This is a genomic window from Streptomyces sp. NPDC055099 (assembly GCF_053607685.1).
Genome location: NZ_JBSGUA010000004.1, coordinates 534,262 through 557,109 on the forward strand (window position 1 = coordinate 534,262; position 22,848 = coordinate 557,109).

23 protein-coding genes are annotated in these 22,848 nt (G+C 70.7%); 13 read left to right on the plus strand and 10 right to left on the minus strand.

The genetic code is table 11. The features are described 5' to 3' along the window. Positions 1-7 precede the first annotated feature (7 nt). The 3 genes from ACWFRU_RS13930 to ACWFRU_RS13940 all read right to left on the minus strand — a co-directional run bounded on the left by ACWFRU_RS13930 (position 8) and on the right by ACWFRU_RS13940 (position 4,241). Complete coding sequence (locus ACWFRU_RS13930) at positions 8-2,143, minus strand: putative bifunctional diguanylate cyclase/phosphodiesterase (RefSeq protein ID WP_453686578.1); 2,136 nt, start codon at positions 2,141-2,143, stop codon at positions 8-10. Continuing rightward, on the minus strand, positions 2,140-2,952 hold the full coding sequence (locus ACWFRU_RS13935) for an SAM-dependent methyltransferase (protein WP_453686579.1): 813 nt from the start codon (positions 2,950-2,952) through the stop codon (positions 2,140-2,142). Before ACWFRU_RS13935 ends, ACWFRU_RS13930 begins: the two co-directional genes overlap by 4 nt. Positions 2,953-3,272: 320 nt before the next feature. Continuing rightward, positions 3,273-4,241 carry an SCO0930 family lipoprotein gene (locus ACWFRU_RS13940; RefSeq protein ID WP_453686581.1) on the minus strand — a complete coding sequence of 323 codons (969 nt, stop codon included), beginning with the start codon at positions 4,239-4,241 and terminating at the stop codon, positions 3,273-3,275. Between the two features lie 271 nt (positions 4,242-4,512). On the opposite strand from ACWFRU_RS13940, the gene ACWFRU_RS13945 reads away from it, so the two are divergent. Both ACWFRU_RS13945 and ACWFRU_RS13950 read left to right on the plus strand, forming a co-directional pair. Further along, positions 4,513-5,091, plus strand: a complete 579-nt coding sequence (locus ACWFRU_RS13945) for a hypothetical protein (RefSeq protein WP_453686583.1) — start codon at positions 4,513-4,515, stop codon at positions 5,089-5,091. 15 nt (positions 5,092-5,106) lie between these two features. After that, positions 5,107-5,871: a bestrophin-like domain gene (locus tag ACWFRU_RS13950; RefSeq protein ID WP_453686585.1), complete on the plus strand. Its 765-nt coding sequence runs from the start codon at positions 5,107-5,109 to the stop codon at positions 5,869-5,871. 54 nt (positions 5,872-5,925) lie between these two features. On the opposite strand, the gene ACWFRU_RS13955 is transcribed toward ACWFRU_RS13950, so the two are convergent. Next, positions 5,926-6,567: an HAD family hydrolase gene (locus tag ACWFRU_RS13955; protein ID WP_453686587.1), complete on the minus strand. Its 642-nt coding sequence runs from the start codon at positions 6,565-6,567 to the stop codon at positions 5,926-5,928. Between the two features lie 80 nt (positions 6,568-6,647). Between ACWFRU_RS13955 and ACWFRU_RS13960 the strand changes: the two genes are divergently transcribed. From ACWFRU_RS13960 to ACWFRU_RS13970, 3 genes are all read left to right on the plus strand, one after another. Then, complete coding sequence (locus tag ACWFRU_RS13960; RefSeq protein ID WP_453686589.1) at positions 6,648-7,403, plus strand: nucleotidyltransferase domain-containing protein; 756 nt, start codon at positions 6,648-6,650, stop codon at positions 7,401-7,403. Between the two features lie 41 nt (positions 7,404-7,444). Continuing rightward, complete coding sequence (locus ACWFRU_RS13965) at positions 7,445-7,663, plus strand: hypothetical protein (protein ID WP_453686591.1); 219 nt, start codon at positions 7,445-7,447, stop codon at positions 7,661-7,663. Between the two features lie 239 nt (positions 7,664-7,902). After that, positions 7,903-8,451 (plus strand): hypothetical protein, encoded by a 549-nt coding sequence (locus tag ACWFRU_RS13970; protein WP_453686593.1) that lies wholly within the window; start codon positions 7,903-7,905, stop codon positions 8,449-8,451. A gap of 152 nt (positions 8,452-8,603) precedes the next feature. On the opposite strand, the gene ACWFRU_RS13975 is transcribed toward ACWFRU_RS13970, so the two are convergent. Beyond that, positions 8,604-9,116: a hypothetical protein gene (locus ACWFRU_RS13975; RefSeq protein WP_453686808.1), complete on the minus strand. Its 513-nt coding sequence runs from the start codon at positions 9,114-9,116 to the stop codon at positions 8,604-8,606. Positions 9,117-9,467: 351 nt separating this feature from the next. On the opposite strand from ACWFRU_RS13975, the gene ACWFRU_RS13980 reads away from it, so the two are divergent. After that, positions 9,468-10,124: a class F sortase gene (locus tag ACWFRU_RS13980; protein WP_453686595.1), complete on the plus strand. Its 657-nt coding sequence runs from the start codon at positions 9,468-9,470 to the stop codon at positions 10,122-10,124. A 111-nt stretch (positions 10,125-10,235) separates the two neighbouring features. On the opposite strand, the gene ACWFRU_RS13985 is transcribed toward ACWFRU_RS13980, so the two are convergent. Next, positions 10,236-11,081, minus strand: a complete 846-nt coding sequence (locus tag ACWFRU_RS13985) for a polysaccharide deacetylase family protein (protein WP_453686597.1) — start codon at positions 11,079-11,081, stop codon at positions 10,236-10,238. A gap of 195 nt (positions 11,082-11,276) precedes the next feature. Here ACWFRU_RS13985 and ACWFRU_RS13990 point away from each other — a divergent pair, with 195 nt between their 5' ends. The 4 genes from ACWFRU_RS13990 to ACWFRU_RS14005 all read left to right on the plus strand — a co-directional run bounded on the left by ACWFRU_RS13990 (position 11,277) and on the right by ACWFRU_RS14005 (position 14,170). Continuing rightward, positions 11,277-11,738: a universal stress protein gene (locus ACWFRU_RS13990; protein WP_453686599.1), complete on the plus strand. Its 462-nt coding sequence runs from the start codon at positions 11,277-11,279 to the stop codon at positions 11,736-11,738. A gap of 123 nt (positions 11,739-11,861) precedes the next feature. Next, positions 11,862-13,286, plus strand: coding sequence for an amino acid permease (locus ACWFRU_RS13995; RefSeq protein ID WP_453686601.1), 1,425 nt, complete (start codon positions 11,862-11,864; stop codon positions 13,284-13,286). Positions 13,287-13,339: 53 nt separating this feature from the next. Further along, on the plus strand, positions 13,340-13,984 hold the full coding sequence (locus ACWFRU_RS14000) for a GNAT family N-acetyltransferase (RefSeq protein WP_453686604.1): 645 nt from the start codon (positions 13,340-13,342) through the stop codon (positions 13,982-13,984). A 48-nt stretch (positions 13,985-14,032) separates the two neighbouring features. Beyond that, complete coding sequence (locus tag ACWFRU_RS14005; RefSeq protein ID WP_453686606.1) at positions 14,033-14,170, plus strand: hypothetical protein; 138 nt, start codon at positions 14,033-14,035, stop codon at positions 14,168-14,170. A 62-nt stretch (positions 14,171-14,232) separates the two neighbouring features. On the opposite strand, the gene ACWFRU_RS14010 is transcribed toward ACWFRU_RS14005, so the two are convergent. Further along, positions 14,233-15,477 (minus strand): CapA family protein, encoded by a 1,245-nt coding sequence (locus tag ACWFRU_RS14010; protein WP_453686608.1) that lies wholly within the window; start codon positions 15,475-15,477, stop codon positions 14,233-14,235. A gap of 288 nt (positions 15,478-15,765) precedes the next feature. Here ACWFRU_RS14010 and ACWFRU_RS14015 point away from each other — a divergent pair, with 288 nt between their 5' ends. Beyond that, the gene (locus ACWFRU_RS14015) at positions 15,766-16,281 is read left to right on the plus strand and encodes a hypothetical protein (RefSeq protein WP_363207257.1); all 516 of its coding nucleotides are present in this window, start codon (positions 15,766-15,768) and stop codon (positions 16,279-16,281) included. Between the two features lie 150 nt (positions 16,282-16,431). Beyond that, on the plus strand, positions 16,432-17,085 hold the full coding sequence (locus ACWFRU_RS14020) for a zf-HC2 domain-containing protein (protein ID WP_453686609.1): 654 nt from the start codon (positions 16,432-16,434) through the stop codon (positions 17,083-17,085). Positions 17,086-17,103: 18 nt separating this feature from the next. Here ACWFRU_RS14020 and ACWFRU_RS14025 read toward each other — a convergent pair whose 3' ends face one another. From ACWFRU_RS14025 to ACWFRU_RS14035, 3 genes are read right to left on the minus strand one after another with little or no spacing between them, the layout of a single operon-like run. After that, a complete protein-coding gene (locus ACWFRU_RS14025) occupies positions 17,104-17,964 on the minus strand; it encodes an Fpg/Nei family DNA glycosylase (RefSeq protein ID WP_453686611.1) in 861 nt (286 codons plus the stop codon). A gap of 50 nt (positions 17,965-18,014) precedes the next feature. Beyond that, positions 18,015-20,084, minus strand: a complete 2,070-nt coding sequence (locus ACWFRU_RS14030; RefSeq protein WP_453686613.1) for a SpoIIE family protein phosphatase — start codon at positions 20,082-20,084, stop codon at positions 18,015-18,017. A 42-nt stretch (positions 20,085-20,126) separates the two neighbouring features. Continuing rightward, a complete protein-coding gene (locus ACWFRU_RS14035; protein WP_453686615.1) occupies positions 20,127-21,308 on the minus strand; it encodes a DUF6777 domain-containing protein in 1,182 nt (393 codons plus the stop codon). 109 nt (positions 21,309-21,417) lie between these two features. Between ACWFRU_RS14035 and ACWFRU_RS14040 the strand changes: the two genes are divergently transcribed. Beyond that, the gene (locus tag ACWFRU_RS14040) at positions 21,418-22,836 is read left to right on the plus strand and encodes a lipase maturation factor family protein (protein WP_453686617.1); all 1,419 of its coding nucleotides are present in this window, start codon (positions 21,418-21,420) and stop codon (positions 22,834-22,836) included. Positions 22,837-22,848: the final 12 nt, after the last annotated feature.

Consider the following 22,848-nt stretch of genomic DNA (forward strand, 5'->3'; position numbering starts at 1 on the left):
GTACTCCTCAGCTCACCGCGTCGGCCAGCGCCAGCTCGTGCAGTTGGTCCGGCGGGCCGGGCCTGGCGTAGTACCAGCCCTGCGCCGTGTCGCAGCCCAACTCTCGCAGCTGATCCGCCTGGGCGCCCGTCTCCACCCCTTCGACCGTGACCGCGAGGTCCAGGCTGTGGGCGAGCGCCACGATCCCCTCGACGATCTTCAGATCGACGGGGTCGGCCGGGAAGTGCTGCATGCCCTGGGTGAAGGAGCGGTCGAGCTTGAGGACGCTCACCGGCAGGCGGCGCAGATTGGCGAGGTTCGAATAGCCGGTGCCGAAGTCGTCGAGCGCTATGTCCACGCCCATCTCGGCGAGCCGCCGCAGCGGCTTGAGCAGGTCGTCGTCGGCGCCGATCAGCGCGGACTCGGTCACCTCCAGGCACAGCGCGCCCGGTTCCAGGCCCGCGCGCTCCAGGATCTCCACGGTGTCCGAGACCAGGCCGGGGTGGTTCAGCTGCATGGGCGAGAGGTTCACGTTCACGCGCAGCGGCCCGGCGTCCTTGTGCCGTGCCTCCCAGGTACGGGCCTGGCGGACGGATTCCTCGAGGACCCAGCGGCCGAGCGGCACGATCAGGCCGGTGTGCTCGGCGAGCGGGATGAACCGGTCGGGGCCGATGATGCCGTGCTGCGGGTGCAGCCACCGCACCAGCGCCTCCGCCCCGCGCACGCTGCCGTCGCCCAGGTGCACCAGGGGCTGGTACTCGATGAAGAACTCGCCGCGCTCCAGGGCGGCGGGCAGGGCGGTCGTCAGGCCGTGCCGGGTGATGGCGCGGGCGTCGGCCTCGGGGTCGGCGAGCTCGAAGCGGTTGCCGCCCGCGGACTTCGCGCGGTACATCGTGATGTCGGCGCTGCGCAGCACCTCCGCCGCGCCTCGCTCACCGGCCGGGCCCTCGACGATGCCGATGCTGCCGCGCACGGTCAGCTCACGGCCCTCGACGCGGATCGGCGTGGAGAGCGCGTGCATGATGCGCCCAGCGAGGTCGTCCACCTCGGTCTGGGTGTCACGGCCCGTGGTCAGCGCCACGAACTCGTCGCCGCCGAGCCGCGCGACCATCTCGCCGGGGGCAGTGGCGCACGACTGGAGCCGGTCGGCGACCTCGACGAGGAGCCGGTCGCCCGCCGCGTGCCCGAGGCTGTCGTTGACGGTCTTGAAGCCGTCGAGGTCGAGGTAGCAGAGCCCGAAGCGTGCGCCGTCGCCCGCGGCGAGGGCCTTCTCCAGGCGCTCGAAGAACAGGGTGCGGTTGGGCAGGCCGGTGAGGGCGTCGTGCGTGGCCTCGTAGCGGAGGCGCAGATTGAGCAGCCGGCGTTCGGTGGTGTCCTCCATCAACGCCAGTTGGTACTGCGGCACTCCGTCCGCGTCACGCAGCAGCGAGACGGTCAGGTTGGTCCACAGGGCGGTGCCGTCGGGGCGGTAGAAGGCCTTCTCTACGCGGTAGTGCTCGCGCTCCCCGCGCACCAGCTCCTCGTAGAGCTTCCATACGTGGGGTGAGTCCTCCGGGTGGGTCCACTCCGCGACGTTGCGCCCGCGCAGCTGGCTCTCCAGTCCGCCGAACATGCGGATCAGCGCGTCGTTGGCCTCCAGGACCGTGCCCGTGAGGTCGGCGATGCCGATGCCGATCGCCGCGCCGTGGAAGACGGCGCGGAAGCGTGCCTCGCTCGCGTGCAGGGCCTCGGCGACCGCGCTGCGGGCGTTCAGGGCTGCGCGGGATATCGCCTCCTGCTCGGCGAGGGTCCGCTCGCGCAGGGCCGCCGCGAAGCCCGCGGCCACGGCGTGCTGCAGGCGCGCGGACCGGGCCCGCAGCTCCTCCTGGGGTCCGCCGTCGCCGCAGTACAGGACGAGGTAGGCGTCCACGCAGTCGAGCGTGCGGCTCAGCGCCTCGGGGTCGGTGCAGTGCGTGCCGACGAGCGCCGCGCCGATCGCCTGGCCCTCGGCCGCGTCGAAGATCCGCTCGTGCAGCGCGGCACGCAACCGCCGTGCCAGCGGCACCAGTTGCAGCTCGAACTCGGGACGGGTCAGCGACGTCGCCGTCACGGGGAAGATGGCGCGGCTCCAGATGGTGGCGAACCTGCGCACTCTGTCCTCGGGGCCGTCCGGTTCCCCGCTCATGCCCTGCGCCCCACGCCGGCGAACCCGGAGAAGGCATAGGGATCCTCCTCCTCGGGCGCGGTGTCGGGCCGCCAGCGCGGCATCGGCACGAGGCCGGGTTCCACCATGTCGTATCCCTCGAAGAACCGCGCGATCTCCTCGCGCGAGCGCATGATCAGTGGATTGCGGATGTCCTTGTAGACGCCGACGGCCTGACCGGCCTGCTCGGCGGGGATCGGCATCCCTTCGTACGAGGCGTGCGTGAGGGCGATCACGCTGCCGGGCGCAGTGGCGTCCCGCAGTTCGGCGACCGCTGTGTAGGGATCGTACGCGTCCTCCACGAAATGCAGGACGGCGACGAGAAGAAGGGCGACCGGACGGTCCAGGTCGAGCAGCCCCTCGACCTCCGAACTGCCCAGAATGTCCAGCGGTTTGCGCAGATCGGCGGCGACGACGGCCGCCTTCTCGTCGCCGTCGAGGACGGCACGGCTGTGCGCCACGGCGACCGCGTCGTGGTCGACGTACACCACGCGGGATTCGGGGTCGGCCCGCCGCGCGACCTCGTGCACATTGCCGAAGGTGGGGATGCCCGAACCGATGTCGAGGAACTGGGTGATGCCCTCGTCCACGGCGAAACGCACCGCTCGGCGCATGAAGGCACGATTCGCCTGCATGATCTTGGGCAGCCCCGGCATGTGCTCCATGGCCCGGCGGGCTGCGTCCCGGTCGACCTCGAAGTTGTGCGAACCGCCCAGGTAATAGTCGTAGATGCGGGACACGCTGGGCATCGTGATGTCGATGCCCTGCGGGGCCCAGGCGGGACGCTCCATCAGGACTCCAAGACGTAGGCGAGACGAGCCGGTGTTCGAAGTGAGGCTACTGATCGTCCGCCAAGGGAGCGAGTCAAAACGGAAATTGGGCGTCCGTTCTCGGTCACTGCCTGTGGCAAGTGCCGAATTTCAACCCAAAGAACCGGTCCGTTCCTTCCCCGGGAGGGGGAAAGGAACGGACCGGTAGACCGTACGCGAGGTACTTCTGACTGGCCCCCCTTCTTGGCCGACTTCTTCTTCGGACCTGCCCTTCGGCGCCGACTGCTTCTGTACCTCTATTTCCCGTACGTCTATTTCCTGTACGCCGAGTTCCTGTACGCCTACTTCGGGGCGCCGACAGGCTTTCCGTCAGGGCCGGCGGCATACCAAGTGCCGCCCACGCCCTGCCCATTGGTGTCGCCGGGCTTCTTGTCACCGGCGAAGGTGTACATCGGCCAGCAGTCGATCGTCTGCTGGCGCACTCCGTCGGGGCGGTCGAAGACGACGAACCCCTTCTTCAGGATCCCCTTGGTGTCGTTCTTGGCCACGGGCGGCACCACCGGCCACTTCTCCAGGCAGGCGCCGGTGCACGCGGACTTCATCGGCCAGGCGGAGTCCTTGGTGAAGCGGTAGACGGTCATGCCGTTCTTGTCGACGACGATCTCCCCGAGCTTGGGGTCCTTGCGGGTGGACAGCCCTGCCGGGTCGACAGGAGCCGTCTCGGCGGGGGGTTCGGCCTCGTCGGCCGCGGGCGCCGCCTTCTTGCCGTCGGGGGCCGCCGCGTACCAAGTCCCGCCCACGCCCTGCCCCTTGGCGTCACCGGCCTTGGTGTCCTTGGCGTACCGGTACATCGGCCAGCCATCGATGGTCAGCTGCTTTGTGCCGTCGGAGCGGGTCACCTCGCCCATCAGGGACTTGTCGACTCCGGCCGGCGCCTGCGCGCCCTCGGGGGAGACGACGGGCCAGGTCGACGCGCAGGCGCCGTCACAGTTGGACTTGGGGGGCTGGGCCGTGTCCTTGTCGAAGCGGTAGAGCGTGCGGCCCTCGCTGTCGGTGACGACCTTGCCGAGCTTCTTGCTGTCCCAGACAGCGAGCTGACCGGCGGCCTTCGCCTTCCCCGCACCTTCCTTCGCGTCGCCCGTGTCGGCGCCGTACCCGTCCCCGGCCCCGTAACCGTCCTTGGCCGGGGCCTGGTTGCCGACGTTCTGCCCGTTCGGCGACTGGTCCCCCTTTTCCTGACCACACGCCGTCGTCAGCGCCAGCATGGCCGCAGCTGTCGCTACGAGTGAGGCGCTTCGCCAGGTCTTCATCGGTAACTCCCGCTGTCTGCTTGGGTGTCGCGCCGCTGAGTGCGTCACGCATGGCCCTAGGTACGGGTGGGGACGGCTGATGCGTTCAACCCGCGTGCAAGATTCTTTTCCGCGTCGGGCTCACGCCCGCCCGTTCGTCGAGCCCGCCCGCGCCGGTCCGGCAAGCCCGCGTCCACCTGTTCGTCAAGCCGGTGCCCGGCGTCTCCTCCCTTCGGGTCACAGGAGGGCGGCATCGGCGTGGCAGGGCGACGCGCTGCCCATGATCCCTGACGTGCATGGATCCACGAGGGCCTCGTCCGGCCTGGTCACACGCTTACTGGCGCTCCTGGTGATGGCTTGGCTGCTCGGCGCGCCGGCGGCTGCCGCGGCGCCCGCCGGCGCGCCCGCCACCGCGCCCGCCGACAACTGCGCCTACGCCTCGATCGGTGACGGGCCCGGCGGTGACGCCGTGGCGGTCTCGGGTGACGGAGTGGTCTGCAGGGCGGGCCCCACACGCCACCCGAAGCCGCCGCCTCCACCCCCGCCGCCACCACCGCCACCCCCCGCTCCGGCCCCGCCGCCGCGCCCGGAGCCGCCCGCGCCGGAGCCACCGCCTCCGCCGCCACCACCGCCGCCACCGCCTGCGCGGCCGACCCCTCCGGAGCCCACACCGCCGCCCCCACCCCCGCGGCCGGCCCCGAAGCCGACCCCGTCCGCCCCGGCCAAGGTCACGCCGAAGCCGGTGAGTTACCCCTCGTACCGCGTCACGGCACGCAAGACGCCGCCCCGCGGCGGTCCGTCCCTGGTCTCGCTCACCCTGCTCGTCACCGCGCCCGCGGTGCTCGCCGTCGCCGCGCTGCGGCCGCGCTGACCCGTCGGAGGTCCCATGTCGGAATGGCTTGTTCTCACCCTCGCGATGGCGGCCGCGTGCGGCGTCGTCCTGGTCGTCACGTTCCTGCGGCACCGCAGGACGAGCCCGGATTTCGACGCCTCGGAGACCCCGGACGTCATCGAGTACATGACGATGATGATCGGCGTGGTGTACGCCATCGTCCTGGGCCTGGCCATCGCCGGTGTCTGGGAGGCCCGCAGCGTCGCCGAGGACCATGTGCACACCGAGGCCCAGGCGTTGCACGAGGTGTCGGAGCGTGCCCGCGTCTATCCGGACGACGTCCGTGAGCGCATCCGCACGGATGTACACGCTTATGTCAGCCATGTCGTGACCACCGAGTGGGACGCGATGACCGACCGCGGAGAACTCACCGATCGCGGCGCGCAACTCCTTGACCGGGTGCGCCACGACGTCACCGACTACCAGCCCAAGTCCGACTTCGAGGCCCAGGCCTACCAGCCGCTGGTCGACCAGGTCGCGATCGCCGACGACGCGCGCAACTCCCGGGGCGACAGCGCCGGGGCCACCATGCCCGGCGTGGTCTGGTTCGGTCTCATCACGGGCGGTCTCGTCACCGTCGGCATGATCTTCGCCCTGCAGATCCGCCGCACTCCGCGCGAACTCATGCTCGCGGGGCTGTTCTCGGCCTTGATCGCCTTCCTGCTCTTCCTCATCTGGGACTTCGACGCCCCCTACAGCCGCGGCGTCGCGGCCACCCCGGATCCGTTCCGCGCCCTCTTCGACAACCTCGGGGGATGAGGGGGCGCGGCCCCGCCCACAATTCCCGGGCGGGGCCGCGATCCTGACGGCAACTCACCCCGCGATGACCGACGCGACCTGGGTGAGGGAGTCGATCCGCCAGTCGGCGGCTTCGACGACGGCCTGGTCATCCGCCCACCAGTGCCCCCAGGGCCCGCGCCGGATGTGCGCGACCCGCAGCCCGGCGGCCTTCGCGGGGAAGATGTCGTTCGCGGGGTGGTCTCCGACGTACAGCGTCTGCTCCGGGGCGGCCTGGGCCACCTCGATCACCTTGGCGAAGAAGGCGGGGTCGGGCTTCGCCACGCCCCACTCCCCCGACGTCGCGACGAGATCGGCGGGCAGGTCGAGGCCCCGCAGCAACTCACCCACGCGTTCGGTGCGGTTGCCCGCGACGACGACCCGCAGCCCCTGGTCGCGCAGTCCGCCCAGAGCGGGACGCACATCGGGGTAGAGGTCGGTCTCGGCCAGGTGCTCACCGCGCCCCGCCGCCTCGCGGGCCTGGTGGGCGGCGGCGACATCTATGTCCGGGCTGAGCAGCCGCAGCGCCTCGGTGTGGTCGTGGCCCCGCGTGACGACACCTCCCACGAGCGCGGAGACGGTGTGACGGGGCACGCCGAGCCAGTCGGCCCAGGACGCCCAGTAGCGGTCATCTTTGGTGAGGGTCTCCCCCACGTCGAACACCACGGTCTCAATCATCGGGGCCAGCCTATGGCGCGAGCACCTCCGACCGGCCGTCTGACCCGCGCACCGAAAGTGGGTGGCGCACCCTTGTCCACATGGAACCCATCGAACCCATCGAACCCACACGGATCGCGCGGCAGTTGGTCCAGGCACGGCACCCCGACGCGGTGGCCGCGATTCTCGGCGGCAGCGCGGTGACGGCGCGGCGCACCCCGTACTCCGACCTGGATGTCGTGGTGATGGTGACCGGCGAGCGGGAGCCGTCCCGGACGAACCTGCGGTTCGGCGCGTGGCCGGTCGAGTTGTTCGTGCACACCGAAGCCAGCTGGTGGTGGTTCGTGCGGAGGGAGATTCCGCGGGGATGGTCGTCGCTGCTCTCGATGTGCGCCGACGGGGTGGTGATCGTGGACCGGGACGGCACCGGCGCCCGACTCCAGGACCAGGCACGGGAGTTGCTGGCGGCCGGGCCGCCGGAAGCGACTCAGGAGGAACTGGAGGACCAGCGCTACGCGCTCACCGATCTCCTCGACGACCTCGCCGGCTGCGCGCACCCCGGCGAACGCCTGTTCATCGTCGGCGAGATCGCCCGCCGGGCCGGCGGGTTCGTCCTCGCGCACACGGGGTCGTGGCGGGGCGGCGGGAAGTGGCTGGCGCGGCGGGTGGACGAGGTGCGGCCGGGCTTCTCCGCCGGGCTCGCGGCCGTGGTCAGGGAGGCCATGGAGGGCGACACGTCGGGCCTTGTCGCGCTGGTGGACGAGGTACTCGCGCCGTGCGGCGGGCGCCTCTGGGAGGGATACCGGCGCAGCGGTTACCCCGGTCTCCCGGGACCCGCTTCGCACACGGGTCCGTGAACCATGCTGCGCGGCGGCCCCGTACAGCGCACTCTGGTGGCATGACCTGGCAGACACCCATCATCGTCCACCCGCCCGCTGCCGACGGCGGACGGCGGGTCACCGTGCGCGGGCAGGCCGTCGGTGTCGCGCGCGACGACCACGACCTGGTGGAGTTTCTGCGCCGCGCGGGCCTCGGCGACGCGGACATGGCCCTGGACGACCCCCACCTCGTGGAGTGGCGGGGCGGCGCGGCACACATGTGGGGTCCGGGTTCCTGACGCTGCACGGACAGTGATCGGCCCCGACCTGCCCCACTACACGCCTCGCGCCCCGAACCCCGCCACCACGGCCCCGACACCCCGCTCGTTCCCCTGTCCGGCCCACACCGTTGCCCCGTTCGCGCGACGTGGATCGCGGTCGCGTGGGTCCCTGCTTAGCGTTTGCGGCATCGAGGTGCATATCAGGTGAAAGCGGAAGAAGGTCCGCGGCTGCTCCTCGGGGACCCGGAGGAATCATCATGCGCGCGATACGCGTCGCCTCGGCCGCTCTGCTCGCCGCCACGACCCTGACCCTCGGCGCCGCCACCGCCTCGACGGCCGTCGCGGACGAGGGTGACAACCCCAACAACATCACCTCGTTCGGCTTCCGCGTCACCCCCTCCACGATCGCCGCCGGCGGCCAGGTCCAGCTCAGCGTGGACGGCTGCGAGGGCGACACGAAGGTCACCTCCGGCGTCTTCGACGACGCGCACATCCCCAAGGGGCAGAATTCCGTCGCCGCGATGGTCTTCCCCGACGCCAAGCCCGGCGCGATGTACGAGGTGACCTTCGACTGCAAGGGCGAGACCGGCACCACGGACCTCACCATCGCCACGGGCCGCCCCACCCATCACCCCACCTCGCATCCCACAGGACCGGTCCACCACGGGGTCAAGGCCGGCGTCGGCGGCAGCTTCGGCGGGTTCGACCTGCACGAGATCGCCCTCGGCGGCGCCCTGATCGTGGGCACGCTCGGCACCGCGTACCACTGGACGCGCCGCCGCACCGGGGACGGCAACAAGTCCTGACCCGACCGCCGCCCGACCGGCGCGGAAGGGGGGACGCGCCGGTCGGGGAGACGGAACAGTTCACGCCCGGGGCATGAGCGCCAGGCGTACGAGCACCCGGCGTGCGAGCGCCCGACGTGCGAGTGAGGGGCGCATCGGTGCCGGGCCGGTGGTCAGACGCCGCGCCCCGCGTTCTCCGAGCGGCGGCGCATCCAGAACACTCCGCCGCCGACCAGGGCGACCGTCACGAGCGCCCCGCCGATCGCCATGTCGGTGGCGGTCGCCCCGGAGCTGGTGCTGCCGCCGAGACCACCGCGGACGCCGCCGTGGATGACGGTGAACGCGTCGGGCTTGGTGAGCATCTTCTTGGCACCGCCGCTGCCGCAGTGCACGGTGATGCTGTGGGCGCCGGGGCTCGCGTGGTGGTAGACCCGGGGGTTCGCGCTGGCGGTGCCGCCGTTCATGCCGTGCAGCGGCGTGTCGGGAAAGGCGTTCGACGTGACCTTGCTGCCCGGGGCCGAGCACGACGTGCCGTCGACCGTGACCGTCAGCTGTCCCCCGCGGGGGATCACGCTCGGCATGGCGACGATGTTGGACGGGTCGGCCCAGGCCGATGCCGTCGGGGCGGCGAGGCCGACGACGGCACCCGCGGTGACGGCGACCGCGAGGGCACGAGTGGTGCGCATACGAGAAGTACGCATGTGAATCCTCCGCGGAAAGCGCCCCGGGGTAACCGTTCCCCGGTCGATCGGCGAGAGCGCCTCCCAGACAGACCCTCAGTTGCCCTGCTCAGACCCGCATTTCGGCGATCGGCCGTCCTGGTGAGGCGACACGCCGAAGCGTGCGCACGCAAGCCGATATTGCCGCAGGTCACGGACCGTCAGAAATTTCCTGCCGCCCGCGACTCGGATGGCGCATGCCCGGTATGGGCGCCACCCGTTCGCTCCCGCTCTGTCGCCCGTCACGCGCGCCGCGCTTAGCGTTCTTGTACGCGCAACGGACGCGGTTCGAATGCCGCGTTGAGAGGGGATCAGAGAATGCCTTCGTCCCAGCCGGCCGATGAAGAGGAATCGCAGCGAAAGCGCGCGCCGTGGGGCGTGATGGCACTCGTTCTGCTGACCGGCCTCGCGCTGATCCGGAATGGCTCGGGGGAATTCGACGTGGGCCCGCCCCAGCCCGCGTCAGCCGCCGCGGCGGACCAGGCGCCCGACGGTGCGGGGAAGAACATCGCGCCACTGACGTTCTCCCCCGCCGAGCGTGTGGGGATCAAGGGCATCCAGGTGGAGGCGCCGGTCATGCCGGTCGGGCTGGACGAGGACGGCTGGGTGGACGCGCCTCCGGCGGAGGACCCGAACCTCGCGGGCTGGTTCACCGGAGCCGTGTCACCGGGCGAGAAGGGCACGTCCGTGATCGTCGGCCATGTCGACAACCAGCAGGGCCCCGCGGTCTTCTACGGCCTGGGTTCACTGAAAAAGGGAAATCGCGTCGAGGTCCTGCGCAGGGACCGCAAGACCGCGATTTTCGAGATCTATGGAATCGAAGTCTTCGAGAAGGACAATTTCCCGGGCAGCCGCGTCTACAGCGACAAGGGCGCTCCGGAACTCCGCGTCATCACCTGCGGCGGCGGATTCTCCAAGCGGTCCGGTTATGACGGGAACGTCGTCGCTTTCGCCCGCCTGGTGGATGTGCGCTGACGAACGACGCATGCGTCGGCGGAACACGGCAAACGCAGCCAAGGCAGTAGATGCAAAGGCAGTAGATGCAGCTGACGCGGCCGGCACAGCACCTGGCGGGCGAAATTCTTCCTACATTTCGTGGCGGCTCGGCACCGTGATCCGGTAACCCGAATCGAGCAGCTCCGGCAGATACGTCCGCAGCGCCGCGACGCTCTGGGAACGGTCGCCGCCCGCGTCATGCGAAAGGACCACCACTCCGGGCCCCGCACCGGCCCGTACGCGCCGGATGATCGTGCCCGTGCCCGGCTCGGTCCAGTCCAGGGTGTCCACGGTCCAGGCGAGCGGCTCCATGCCGAGGTCGGCGCCCAGTTGGAAGGCGTTGCGGTTCCAGGCGCCGTAGGGGGCGCGGAACCAGGCGGGGGGTTCGCCCACGACTTCCTCCACGACGTCGCAGGTGCGCTCGATCTCCTCGCGCATCGCGCTCCGGCTCATCTTCGGAAGGAGCGGGTGCGTCCAGGTGTGGTTGCCGATCAGATGCCCGTCGTCGGCCATCTGGCGCAGCAGGTCCTTGTTGTCGACGGCCATCTCACCGCAGACGAAGAACGTCGCGCGGACGTCGTAGCGGCGCAGGGTGCTCAGGATGCCCGGCGTGTAGCGCGGGTCGGGGCCGTCGTCGAACGTCAGGAACATGCTGCGGCCCTGCCCGTCCATGCGCAGGATCGGCGCCTTGCGGACGCGGGGCAGGGCGCGCGCGGCGCGTGGCGGGCCGTTGCCCGCCATGGGTTGGAGGCGGTACGCGGAGGGCTTGAGGGCGCGCGCGGCGGGCGGGCCGCCGGCCGCCGAACCGCCGGAGGCCGTGGGTTTTGGAGCCGCCGTACGCTCCGTGCCCGCGCATCCGGCGGTCGCGACCAGACCGAAGACAGCGGCGCCGCGCAGAAGCGCGCGACGCCCTGGAGTCATGTGATCCTTTTTCATTACTAATCCGTCGCATGGCGGAAGGCGGACACCGGACAGCAACACCACGGCGGGCAACGAAAGCACCCGATGGGACCAGCGGGGCCAAGGGGGGATCAGCGGCGCCGTACGAGCGGGCGGGGGCACGGTGACGCCCTTGTCCCGGGCCCCTGGGCGCCGTCAACAGGAACAGCGCTCTCCGTTAACCTCTCGGCTGTGACTGAAGACCACTCCCCCCAGTTCGAACGCGGCACCGACGGCCCGAAGGTGATCGTCGTCGGGGTCGACGGATCGGACTCCTCGCTGCGGGCCGCCGCCTATGCCGGAGGCCTCGCGCGACGGCAGCGCGCCCTGCTCGCCGTCGTCTACATCCAGCCGGTGATGGCCGCGGGCGCCGCACTCGGCGCACCGGTGGCCGAGACGACCGACGAGATCGCCGAGGGCCTGATCGCCGAGATCAGGGAGTCGGCCGAGCGGGTGAAGGACATATTCGACGTGCGCTGGGAGTTCCACACCTTCCGCGGCGACCCCTACAGCGGTCTGGTCACCGCGGCGGACGACCTCAAGGCCGACGCCGTGATCGTCGGGGCCTCCGAGCAGGCGGGCCACCGGATCGTCGGCTCGGTCGCGGTACGCCTCGTCAAGGCGGGGCGCTGGCCCGTCACCGTGGTGCCGTAACCCCCGGCCCCCAGACTGCTGAACCCTCACCCATATGAGGGGTGTGGCGTCTTCCGTCCCGCACGCGCCTGCGCCATCATGATCCGCCATCAGCCGACTGCCGTCCGCGAAAAGGTGGAGCTCATGGCGGGACTCCGGATGGGGCATGGCGTGCTGCGCCGCAAGCCCATCGAACACATCGACGAGACCGAAGAAGGAGCGGGTGGCGGACTCTCCCGCTCGCTCGGCCTCTGGCAGCTCACCGCGATCGGCGTCGGCGGCATCATCGGCGCCGGCATCTTCACCCTCGCCGGGACGGTGGCCAACGGCACGGCCGGGCCCGCCGTCCTCATCTCCTTCCTCATCGCCGGTGTCGCCAGCGCGGCGGCGGCCTTCTCGTACGCCGAGTTCGCGGGCCTGATCCCGAAGGCGGGATCGGCGTACACCTACGGCTATGTGGTGCTCGGCGAGCTCACGGGCTGGTTCATCGGCTGGGACCTGCTCCTGGAGTACACGGCGATCGTGGCGGTGGTCGCGATCGGCATCTCCGGCTACTTCAACTTCCTGCTCGAGGACATGGGCGCCTCGTTGCCCACCTGGATGCTGGGCGCGCCCGGCACGGGCGACGGCCACAAGGTGGACCTGTTCGCCGCGGTGCTGTGCCTGCTCATCGCCTATCTGCTGACGCTCGGCATCAAGAACGCAGCGCGTTTCGAGATGGTCGTGGTCGTCCTCAAGGTCCTCGTCGTCCTCGTGGTGATCGCGGTCGGGTTCTTCCACATCAACACGGGCAACTACAAGCCGTTCTTCCCCTTCGGCGTCAGCGGCGCGTTCACGGGCGCGGCCACCGTCTTCTTCGCCGTCTTCGGTTACGACGCCATGAGCACCGCGGCGGAGGAGTCCAAGGACGCCCAGCGCCACATGCCGAAGGCGATCCTCTACTCCCTGGCGATCTCGATGGTCCTGTACGTCCTGGCCTGTCTCGTCCTGACGGGCATGCAGAGCTACAAGGACATCGACCCGGAGAGCGGGTTCTCCACCGCCTTCAAGTCCGTGGGCCTGGGCGGTCTCGCCGACGTCATCGCGGTCGGCGCGATCATCGGCATCCTCACCGTGATGTTCACCTTCATGCTCGGCGTCACCCGCGTCTGGTTCAGCATGTCGCGCGACGGGCTGCTGCCGAAGTGGTTCGCCAAGACGCACAAGACCCGCCACGTGCCGACGCGGGTGACCTGGATCGTCGGGTTCGCCTCGGCCGCCATCGCCGGGTTCCTGCCGATCGGCGAGGCGGCCGAACTGACCAACATCGGCATCCTGCTGGCCTTCGTCGTGGTGTGCGTCGCGGTGATCGTGCTGCGCTACAAGCAGCCCGATCTGCCGCGTACGTTCCGCTGCCCCGGAATGCCGGTGGTGCCCGCGATCGGGGTCGTCTTCTCCATCTGGCTGATCACGTTCCTCCAGTGGCAGACGTGGGCGCGGTTCGCGGTGTGGTTCGCGGTCGGCCTCATCGTGTACTTCGCCTACTCGTACCGGAAGTCGGAACTCGCCAAGACCGACCGCGTTCCCTAGGCTTGTGTAACATCCTCACCCGATGGCCAGTCATTACTCGGAGGAGTGTCCGGATGTGGGAGCTCGCGCGCTCATGGGTCGACGGGTGGACCGTCTCGCGGAGTGTGCCGAAACCGGTGGACGAGCCGTGGGGGCTGAGCATCCAGGTCGGGCAGCGGGCCCAGATGGTCCGTCACGTCCTGCTCGACGCCGATGCCGAGACCGCCCGCGGGCTCATCGACTCGGTCACCGGACCGGCCACCTACGTCAAGGCCTTTCTGGCACCGGACCTCATGATGCCGTGGTTCTCGCCCGAGTGGGCGCCGACGGATCCCGGCTTCCTGATGGCGGTCGACCTGCGTCCGTCCGCCGTGCGCGCGCCACGGGGTTACACGGCCACGACCGAGACCACCGGCGGCGTCATCGACGTGCGGGTACTGGCCGCCGACGGGGAACTCGCCGCGCGGGGTCAGGTCGGTCTGACGGGCGCGGCGGGCGTCTTCGACCAGATCGTCACCGAAGAGGCGCACCGGCGCCTCGGTCTCGGCACGGTCGTGATGGGCGCACTCACCCAAGCGGCCATCGAGAGCGGCGCGACCACCGGCCTCCTGGGCGCGACCGTGCAGGGCAGGGCGCTCTACGAAACGCTCGACTGGAAGGTCCTCGCACCACTGACCGGCTTCATCCACAAGCCCGTGGCCGCTGTGGCGCGTCCTTAGACCAACTCCGCCTGCCGGAGGCGGAGATGACGGGGTGGTGGGCCACCGATGCGCCGCCGGTCCGGACCGGACGTGACGATGGCCTCGCCACCGGCAATCGAGGACTTCCAGCCGGAGCAGAAGCTCGCCGCGGGTGAGGCGATACAGGTGGAGCCGGGGCGTGGGTGGCTGCTGCGGCTCGGGTGAGATGCCGCCGGAGCCGTGAACGTTCAGGGCTCCGGCGAGGGTTCACCGAACGGCCGCTCCCGCTACTTGCCCATCAAGAGGCCCGCCTTCCCCGCACCCCGGCTCAGGACGATGCCGCGGATGCGGTCGCGGATGGCCGCGACGTCCGCGCCGCCCTCCAGCGCCTCGTTCAGGTTGGTCACGCGCCCCGTGGTCGTGTTGAACCACTGGGGGATGAACTCGGCCTTCTTGACCTCCCAGCGGCCGCCGGAGGCCGCGGGCGGGAAGAACGTGAAGCGGCCGAGGGTGCCCTGGTTGCCCCGCGGGTCGTTCGCGCCCTCGTGGTTGATCATGTCGCCGGCGATCTGGTCGCCCATGCCGTACAGGACCCAGGTCCCGTTGACCTTCTCGTAGGCCTGCGGGACATGCGCGTGGGTGCCCAGGATCAGGTCGATGTCCGGGCGGCCGCCGGTGCTCGACGCCGTGAGCTGTCTGCCGAGGCTCAGCTGGCGGTCGTCGGGGGCGTCCTGCCACTCCGTGCCCCAGTGCACCGAGACGACGACCACGTCCGCGCCCGCCTTCCGCGCGGCCCGCGCGTCCGCGACGATCCGCTCGCGCTCCATGAGGTTGACCGTCCAGGGCTTGCCCGGGGGCATCGGGGCGTCGTTCGTGCCGTACGTGTACGCGAGCTGAGCCACCTTCGCGCCGCCCGCCCGCAGCCAGGCGGGCGATCTGCCCTCGTCGGCCGTACGGCCCGATCCCGCGTGCTTGACGCCTGCCTTGTCGAGTGCGGCGAGGGTCCGGCTCACCCCCGCCGCGCCGTCGTCGAGCGTGTGGTTGGAGGCGGTGGAGCAGGCGTCGTAGCCGGTGGCCGCCAAAGCCTGGGCGATCTGGGGCGGGGACTTGAAGCTGGGGTAGCCGGTGTAGTCGCCCTTCTCGCCGTAGATCGTCTCCATGTGACAGATCGCCAGATCCGCCTTGGAGACGACGGGTTTGACGCCCTTGAGCATCGGCACGAAGTCGTAGCCGTGACCGCCCGCGTCGGCGCTGGCCCTGTCGATGATCGAGGAGTGCGGGAGCACGTCCCCGGAGGCGACGAGCGTGAAGGCGCGCGGGGCGTCCTGGGCGCCACCGGCCGCCGACGGGGCGGGGTGCGGAGCGTCGCGATTTCCGCCTTGGGCGCCTTCCCGCTGTCTTTCGCCGCGGTGCTCCGTATTCCGCTCCTGTGCGGGCTCCGTATTCGCCGTGCAGGCGGCGGTCCCGGCGAGAGTGGCTCCGATCATTGCCGCGGCCAGAAGGGCTGTTCCCTGGGGTGTGCGCTGCGTCATCGACCATGCTCCGTGAATGGGGGATATTCGGCGAAACGAATCCACATTCGGACACAATGCCGAGTCAAGCAGCAATGCCGTCATAGTCCCCGAAACGGACTTAAATCATCCGGCCATGTGACACGAAGAACAGAGGGGCTCCCACCTGCGACGAAACCGAGGGCTGAGTCAAGCCTCCGTAAAGCGCCTTGCTCGGAGGCCCCTTCGGGTAATCGGCTGTCCTCATCCGTGTTCCGGATTGGGGGCCAGAGGCCGGCGAGCGCACGGATCGGAGGAAGGCGAGACGGGATGCTGCACGAGAGCCGAGGAAACACGGAGGGCCCGAGTGATGGCGAACTGGCCGTGCCGATGGCGTGGTTGTACGCCGAGTACATCGCGGACGAATTGCTGCGTACCGGCGATTTGATGCCGCCGACATCTTTCGAATACCGCGCGGGGCGTGATGCTCTGGCCCTGACTATTTTCCTCTCCGACACGAATGGCGAGCTGTCGGGCATCCGTGTGGTCTCCCAGCTGGAGACCTGGCTGTCCCTGACGGCGTACGACCAGCCGTGGCTCGACTGGGTCGGCGAGCGGATGGCCCTGCTCACGGCGGACGCTGTCGCCTCCGGCGAACCCGCCCCCGATCTGCAACTGGCCGACCTGGCATGGCGATGGCTGGAGGAGACGGAGCTGCTCGCGCCTGATCTGGACGCGGTGCCGGGCGGCGGGTCGCCGTGCGGTGAGGACGACGGACCCAAGGTGTGGACGGCGGCCTGGCGCCTGGGGCTGCCGCTCGGGCACCTGGCGATCCATCTGTTCTGACGCCCCGGCGGAGACGTCATGACACCGCAGCGGAGTGGCCCCGGCACCCCGTGCGAGTGTTCGCGTCCCGCCTCTTGAGTGATTCGGCGGTCCGCTGCGTACGGGAGGACAGGAAGCACCCCCTGTCCGACTCGTCACGCAAGGAACACCATGAGGCCCCTTGAGCGGCACCGCGACGCCGGCGCCTATGCGCTCGGCGTCCTCGACGCGGCCGACACCTTCCGCTTCGACGACCACCTCATGGACTGTCCCGAGTGCCGGGTCCTGCTGGCCGAACTCGGCCCGACAGCACAGCAGTTGGCCGCCTACGAGCGGGTCACGCCGCCGCACGTCGAGCCGCTCACCGTACCCGGCCCCGGTCTCGGCGAGCGACTGCTCGCCGAGGTCCTGCGGCTGCGCAGGGCCGGGCGCCGACGGTGGCTGTGCGCGGTCGCGGCAAGCGTCGTCCTGGCGCTCGCGGCTCCCGTGGCCGCGGTGCTGCGGACCGACGGGCCCGGCCCGCAGCAGATCGCCGCCCGCGACGGCCGCACCGGAGTCTCGGCGACCCTGACCGCGCGGGGCCGCGACTGGGGCACGGACATCGGGCTCCGGGTCCGCGACCCCGAGGGCCCTCACGTCTGCGAGCTCGTCGCCGTCGGCACCGACGGCTCCGAGCAGACCGTGACCACGTGGAGGGCGCCCGCGGGCGGGCCGTCCGAAGAACTGGCGACACAAGGGGGCGCGGCCCTGGCCCGCGAGGACATCGCCCGCTACGAGGTGCGCACCACCGGCGGCCAGCGCCTGCTGACGTTACGGAGCCCCTGAACTCGCCCGCGTACAGTGCTACTTCAGCAAGCGGGACATCCTCCGGTCCGCCAGCAGCTTCCCGCCCGTCTGGCAGGTGGGGCAGTACTGCAGCGAGGAGTCGCTGAAGGAGACCTCACGGATGGTGTCGCCGCACACGGGGCACGTCTCACCGGCCCGGCCGTGCACGCGCAGGCCGCTCTTCTTCTCCGCCTTGAGGCGGCCCGCCGCGACTCCGTGCGAGCGCTCCACCGCTTCGGCCAGCGTGCTGCGCAGCGCCACGTACAGCCCGTGGACCTCGTCCTTCGTGAGGCTGGAGGTGAGCTTGAACGGAGACATGCGGGCCGCGTGGAGGATCTCGTCGCTGTACGCGTTCCCGACGCCCGCGAGCAGGGTCTGGTCCCGCAGCGCGCCCTTGATCTGCCGGCGTTCGCCCGCCAGGAGCCCGGCGAAACGGTCCTCGTCGAAGTCCGGGGCCAGCGGGTCGGGGCCCAGGCGGGCGATGCCGGGGATCGCCGCCGGGTCCTCGGTCACGTACACCGCGAGGCGCTTTTGCGTGCCCGCCTCCGTCAGGTCGAAGCCCTCCCCCGTCTCCAGGGCGACCCGCAGCGCGAGAGGGCCCTTGCCGGGGCGTGGCGTGCCGTCGGGGAGGCGGTCCTTCCAGTGCAGCCAGCCCGCGCGGGCCAGGTGGGTGACCAGATGCAGGCCGTCCGCGTCCAGGTCCAGGAACTTGCCGTGGCGCGCCACGGCCGAGACGGTGCGCCCTTCCAGGGCGGTGAGCGGCGGGTCGTACGTCTTGAGGACACTGATCGCCACGGGCAGCACCCGCACGATCTCGTGGCCGACGAGGTGGTCGGTGAGGAAGGCGCGCAGCGCCTCGACCTCGGGAAGCTCCGGCATCCGCTCACTCCTGTCCCAGTTCCGGTTCCGACATCGCCATCCGCCCGCCCCTAACCCTCGGTTTCCCGGGCGGGCACGATGAACTCGCACCACACGCACTTGCCGGTGCCTCGCGACTCGACACCCCACGCGTCCGCGAGCATGTCCACGAGCAGCAACCCCCGCCCCGATACCCCCGACTCCCCCGCCTCCCGGCGGCGCGGCAGTGCGCTGGAGGAGTCCTCGACCTCGACGCGCAGCCGCCGTTCACTGCCGCTGACCACCCGCAGGGTCACGATCGCCGCGCCGTCGGTGTGCATCAGCGCGTTGGTGATCAGCTCGTCCGCCACCAGCTCGATCTCGTCGGCGCCGTCCCCGGCGCCCCAGGCGCGCACCGCGGACCGGATCATGTGCCGGGCCTCGGCCAGCGCCTCGGGGTCGCCGGGGCCCACGTGCTGCTGGAGGCGGCCGCCGGACCGGGGGGTGTCGACCGTGCGGCGGCGCAGGAGAAGCAGCGCCGCGTCGTCCTCGCCGCCCCGCTCGTCCACGGTCTCGCAGAGCCGGTCCGCGAGATGCTGGAGGTCGCGCGGCCCCGAGCAGGCCAGCTCGCCCAGCGCCCGCAGACCGTCGTCGAGGTCGGCGCCCGGCTCCTCGATGAGGCCGTCCGTGAAGAGCAACAGGGCCTGCTCCGCTTCGAGTTCGAAGGTGGTGACCGGGTATTCGAGACGCCCGAACTCGGCCGAGAGCCCCAGCGGCAGACCTCCCTCGACCGGCACCCTGTGGCAGGTGCCGTCGGTCCGCTGGAGGAGCGGGTCGATGTGTCCTGCCCGCACCAGCTGGACCACGCCCGAGGTCAGGTCGGCCTCCGCGTAGAGGCAGGTGGCGAAGCGTTCGGTGTCCAGCTCGTGCAGGAAGCCGGAGGCGCGGGCCATGACGGTGGCGGGCGGGTGCCCCTCGGCGGCGTAGGCGCGCAGCACGATGCGCAGCTGGCCCATCACGGCGGCCGCGTGGGTGTCATGGCCCTGTACGTCGCCGATGACCGCCCCGACCCTGCCGCCGGGCAGCGGGATCACGTCGTACCAGTCACCGCCGATGTCCCGGCCGAGCGCCGCCGAGCGGTAGCGGACGGCGACGTCGGCGCCGGGCACGCCGGGGATGGTGCGCGGCAGCATCGCCTGCTGAAGTCCCTGGGCGAGGTCCTTCTCCTGCTCGTAGAACATGGCGCGCTGGAGGCTCTGGGCGATGCCGCTGCCGAGGGCGACCAGGACGTTGCGTTCCTCCTCGGTGAAGCCGGTCTTGTCCTGGTAGAGCAGGCCGAGCACGCCGATCGCCTTGCCCTGCGCGATGAGCGGCAGATACGCGGCCGATGTGATGCCCAGCTCGTCTATGTGCGGCCACAGGTCCGGGTACGAGGCGGCGAACTCCGCCGCCGTCTCGATGAAGCGCGGCGAGAGCGTGCGCACGGCGTCGCTCATCGGATACCGCTCGTCGATCCGCGTGAACTTGGTGCCCGGCACGAAGCTGCCCACGGGCCCCTCCGCGACCAGCCGGATCCGCCCGGCCTCGACCAGGCCCATGACCAGGTTCGACGCGCCCAGGTGCGCGAGGCCGTGGGTGTCCTTGAGCACGTCGATGACGTCCCGGACGGTACGGGCGTGCGCGAGGGCGGCCGTGGTGCCCTGCACGATGCTCGTGCGGCGGCGGCGGTCCTCCTCCTCGTCGGCGCGCTGATGCCGGGCCGTGCTGTCGCCCAGCTCCTGCGTGGCGTCGCGGACGATGCCGACGATGCGGTGCGGCTTACCCGTCCCGTCACGGTGGATGAACCCTTGGGTATGGGTCCAGCGCAGCCCGCCTTCGCGCAGCCGGATGCGGAAGTAGATGCCGTAGGTGCGGCTGCCGTCCTTGAGGGCGTGCGAGACATAGGCGTCCAGGCGGTGTGCCTCGTCCGGCGGCACGCGCATGCCCAGGCTCGTGGGGTGGCCGTCGTACTCGTCGGGCCGCACGTCGAAGACCTCGTGGCCCGCGGCGTCGAGATGCATCAGGCCGCTGTCGAGGTCCCAGTCGAAGCAGCCTGTGTGGTTGGCCGCCAGGATCGACCGGGGATCGGCTGGCCAGTCGTCCGGCAGTGGCGTGGGCGTCATGACACTTCATGATTCTTCGCTGTCCGGACCGAGTGCGCACGCTCAGCCGCCAGGCGTGGGGGTCGGACAGCCCGGCGGGATCGCGGACGGGGTGCCGGTGGGAGGCTCCGTGCCCGTGGTGGGCGGGAGCGTGGGGCAGTCCGTGGAGGTGCCGCCCCGGTCACTGGGCGAGTCGCTGTCACTGGGGGTGTCACTGTCGCTGGGCGAGTCGCTGTCGCCGGGCGTTTCGCTGTCACTCGGGCTGTCGCCGTCACTGGGCGTATCGCTGTCGCTCGGGCTGTCGCTGTCGCTGGGCGAGTCGCTGTCACTGGGGGTGTCGCTGTCGCTCGGCGAGTCGCTGTCATCCGGGTCGGTCGGGGTCGGCGTAGTGGGGGTGGGCGTCGGGGTCGGGTGCGGCGGCGGCACGGTGTGGTCGTGGCCGCCGTCCTCGTCGCCGGTCTTCCGCTCGATCCAGGTGTTGTCGACGACGTTCACGATGGTGATGTTCACGATGACCTTCGGCGCCGGGGTCACCACCACGACCTGTGAGGGGCGGTACCCGGACCACTGCTCGCCCTGGTGGCTCGGGGTGCCCTTGAGCGCGACCGGCGGCTTCAGCGGGTTCCCGCAGGCGCACCGCACGCGGGGCAGCCCCCGGTTGTCTACGAGGACGGCGGTGCCCGTCTGCAGCACGGACTGGAAGCTGGTGGCACCGCCGTCGCGGTAGCCGTGGTTGGTCACGCGGGTGTCGGCCCGCAGCACGACCGGCGTCAGACCGCGCAGGAAGCTCGGGATGTCCGCCTGGGAGATGCCCGACGCCTGGGCGAAGGCGCGGCTCTTGCCCTGGTCGGCGGTGAGGAAGCGGACCTGGGCGCCGACGTCACAGCTGCCCAGGGAGTGCGTGCCGCCGTACAGACCGGGTGTGCCGCCCGAGAGGGAGCGCACGCCCTGGGCCGTCGGTGAGGAGGTACTCGTCGGTGACGGCTGCGGCGAACGGGTGACGGACGAGGGGGTGGCGGGCGAGGGGGTCGCCGTGGACGTCGCGGTGGAATCGGTGAACGGATCGGGGCCCTGGGCGGCGACCGGCTGCATGAACAGCTCGCCGCCGTCGTCGGCGGACTTCTTCTCGCCTCCGCCCGAGCATCCCGCAAGGGCCAGGGCCGCGGATATCGCGAAGACCGTCGCGTAGCTCCTGATGGGCCTCGTGGGCTTGGTGGGCTTGCTGGGCCTGGTGGGCACACTCACCGTGCTCTCCCGCCTGTTATCGGGCACTTTGCCCCATTCTCTGAAGCAGTCGGAGGTGGTGCGCAAGCCGAGGAGGGGCGCCGGGCCGGTCAGGGCGCAAGATGGCCTTGTGGAGTGGTTCACAGCGGATCAGTACTGGCTCGGCCGTCTCGTCTTCCAGCGGGCTCTCGCCGCGCTCTACCTCGTCGCGTTCCTGGGCGCGGCCCTGCAGTTCCGTGCGCTGCTCGGCGAGCGCGGCATGCTGCCGGTGCCGCGCTACGTCGAGCGCGTGCCCTTCCGCAAGGCGCCGAGCCTCTTCCAGCTGCACTACTCGGACCGCTTCTTCGCCCTCGTCGCCTGGCTGGGCTGCGCCTGCGCCCTCGCGCTGCTCGCGGGCGCCGACGGTCTGCTCCCGCTGTGGGGCGGCATGCTGCTCTGGCTCGTGCCGTGGGTCCTGTACCTCTCGATCGTCAACGTGGGACAGACCTGGTACGGCTTCGGCTGGGAGTCGCTGCTCCTGGAGGTGGGCTTCCTCGCCGTGTTCCTCGGCAACGACGAGACGGCGCCGCCGGTGCTGATCCTCTTCCTTCTGCGCTGGGTGCTGTTCCGCGTGGAGTTCGGGGCCGGGTTGATCAAGATGCGCGGCGACGCGTGCTGGCGCAAGCTCACCTGCCTGTACTTCCATCACGAGACGCAGCCGATGCCGGGACCGCTGAGCTGGTTCTTCCACCATCTGCCGAAGCCGGTCCACCGGATGGAGGTGGCGGCGAACCACTTCACCCAACTCGTCGTGCCCGTGCTGCTGTTCACGCCGCAGCCGGTCGCGACGGCAGCGGCCTGTCTGATGATCGCCACCCAGCTGTGGCTGGTCCTCTCGGGCAACTTCTCCTGGCTGAACTGGCTGACGATCGTGCTCGCCGTGTCCGTCGTCGACTTCGGCGGCGCGGGCGCTCCGTCGACGTCGCCCGCTCCCCCGCTCTGGTACGAGGTGGTCGTCATCGCGGCGACGGCCCTGATCCTGGGCCTGAGCTACCGGCCGGCGCGCAATTTGTTCTCGCGCCGGCAGATCATGAACTTCTCCTTCGACCCGCTCCATCTCGTCAACACGTACGGCGCGTTCGGCAGCGTCAGCCGCGTCCGCCAAGAGGTGGTCATCGAGGGCACGGCGGACACCACACCCCGCCAGGAGTCGGAGTGGCGGGAGTACGGGTTCAAGGGCAAGCCGGGTGATGTACGCCGCTGGCCCCGGCAGTTCGCGCCGTACCATCTGCGGCTCGACTGGATGATGTGGTTCGCCGCGCTCTCCCCCGCCTACGCGCGCTCATGGTTCGGCTCGCTGGTGGAGCGGCTCCTGGACGGCGACCGGGACACGCTGCGGCTGCTGCGCCATGTCCCCTTCCCGCCGGACGAGCCGCCCGCGTACATCCGCGCCCGCCTCTACCGCTACCGCTACACGACCTGGCGCGAACTGCGGGAGACGGGCGCCTGCTGGGAGCGGACGTACGTGCGGGAGTTCCTGCCCCCGACGCGGGTGTCGTCGCCGCGGTGAGGCTTCGGTGAG

Excerpts from the sequence above, each read along its gene's own strand:
- ACWFRU_RS13980 (WP_453686595.1), top strand. The coding sequence starts at position 9,468 with ATGCCTTCGTCCCAGCCGGCCGATGAAGAGGAATCGCAGCGAAAGCGC.
- ACWFRU_RS13960 (WP_453686589.1), top strand. The coding sequence starts at position 6,648 with ATGGAACCCATCGAACCCATCGAACCCACACGGATCGCGCGGCAGTTG.
- ACWFRU_RS14005 (WP_453686606.1), top strand. The coding sequence starts at position 14,033 with ATGCGCCGCCGGTCCGGACCGGACGTGACGATGGCCTCGCCACCGGCA.
- ACWFRU_RS14010 (WP_453686608.1), bottom strand. The coding sequence starts at position 15,477 with ATGACGCAGCGCACACCCCAGGGAACAGCCCTTCTGGCCGCGGCAATG.
- ACWFRU_RS13995 (WP_453686601.1), top strand. The coding sequence starts at position 11,862 with ATGGCGGGACTCCGGATGGGGCATGGCGTGCTGCGCCGCAAGCCCATC.
- ACWFRU_RS14000 (WP_453686604.1), top strand. The coding sequence starts at position 13,340 with ATGTGGGAGCTCGCGCGCTCATGGGTCGACGGGTGGACCGTCTCGCGG.
- ACWFRU_RS13950 (WP_453686585.1), top strand. The coding sequence starts at position 5,107 with ATGTCGGAATGGCTTGTTCTCACCCTCGCGATGGCGGCCGCGTGCGGC.
- ACWFRU_RS13975 (WP_453686808.1), bottom strand. The coding sequence starts at position 9,116 with ATGCGCACCACTCGTGCCCTCGCGGTCGCCGTCACCGCGGGTGCCGTC.
- ACWFRU_RS14020 (WP_453686609.1), top strand. The coding sequence starts at position 16,432 with ATGAGGCCCCTTGAGCGGCACCGCGACGCCGGCGCCTATGCGCTCGGC.
- ACWFRU_RS14030 (WP_453686613.1), bottom strand. The coding sequence starts at position 20,084 with ATGACGCCCACGCCACTGCCGGACGACTGGCCAGCCGATCCCCGGTCG.
- ACWFRU_RS13970 (WP_453686593.1), top strand. The coding sequence starts at position 7,903 with ATGCGCGCGATACGCGTCGCCTCGGCCGCTCTGCTCGCCGCCACGACC.
- ACWFRU_RS13930 (WP_453686578.1), bottom strand. The coding sequence starts at position 2,143 with ATGAGCGGGGAACCGGACGGCCCCGAGGACAGAGTGCGCAGGTTCGCC.
- ACWFRU_RS13985 (WP_453686597.1), bottom strand. The coding sequence starts at position 11,081 with ATGAAAAAGGATCACATGACTCCAGGGCGTCGCGCGCTTCTGCGCGGC.
- ACWFRU_RS14015 (WP_363207257.1), top strand. The coding sequence starts at position 15,766 with ATGCTGCACGAGAGCCGAGGAAACACGGAGGGCCCGAGTGATGGCGAA.
- ACWFRU_RS13965 (WP_453686591.1), top strand. The coding sequence starts at position 7,445 with ATGACCTGGCAGACACCCATCATCGTCCACCCGCCCGCTGCCGACGGC.
- ACWFRU_RS13940 (WP_453686581.1), bottom strand. The coding sequence starts at position 4,241 with ATGAAGACCTGGCGAAGCGCCTCACTCGTAGCGACAGCTGCGGCCATG.
- ACWFRU_RS13935 (WP_453686579.1), bottom strand. The coding sequence starts at position 2,952 with ATGGAGCGTCCCGCCTGGGCCCCGCAGGGCATCGACATCACGATGCCC.
- ACWFRU_RS13955 (WP_453686587.1), bottom strand. The coding sequence starts at position 6,567 with ATGATTGAGACCGTGGTGTTCGACGTGGGGGAGACCCTCACCAAAGAT.
- ACWFRU_RS14025 (WP_453686611.1), bottom strand. The coding sequence starts at position 17,964 with ATGCCGGAGCTTCCCGAGGTCGAGGCGCTGCGCGCCTTCCTCACCGAC.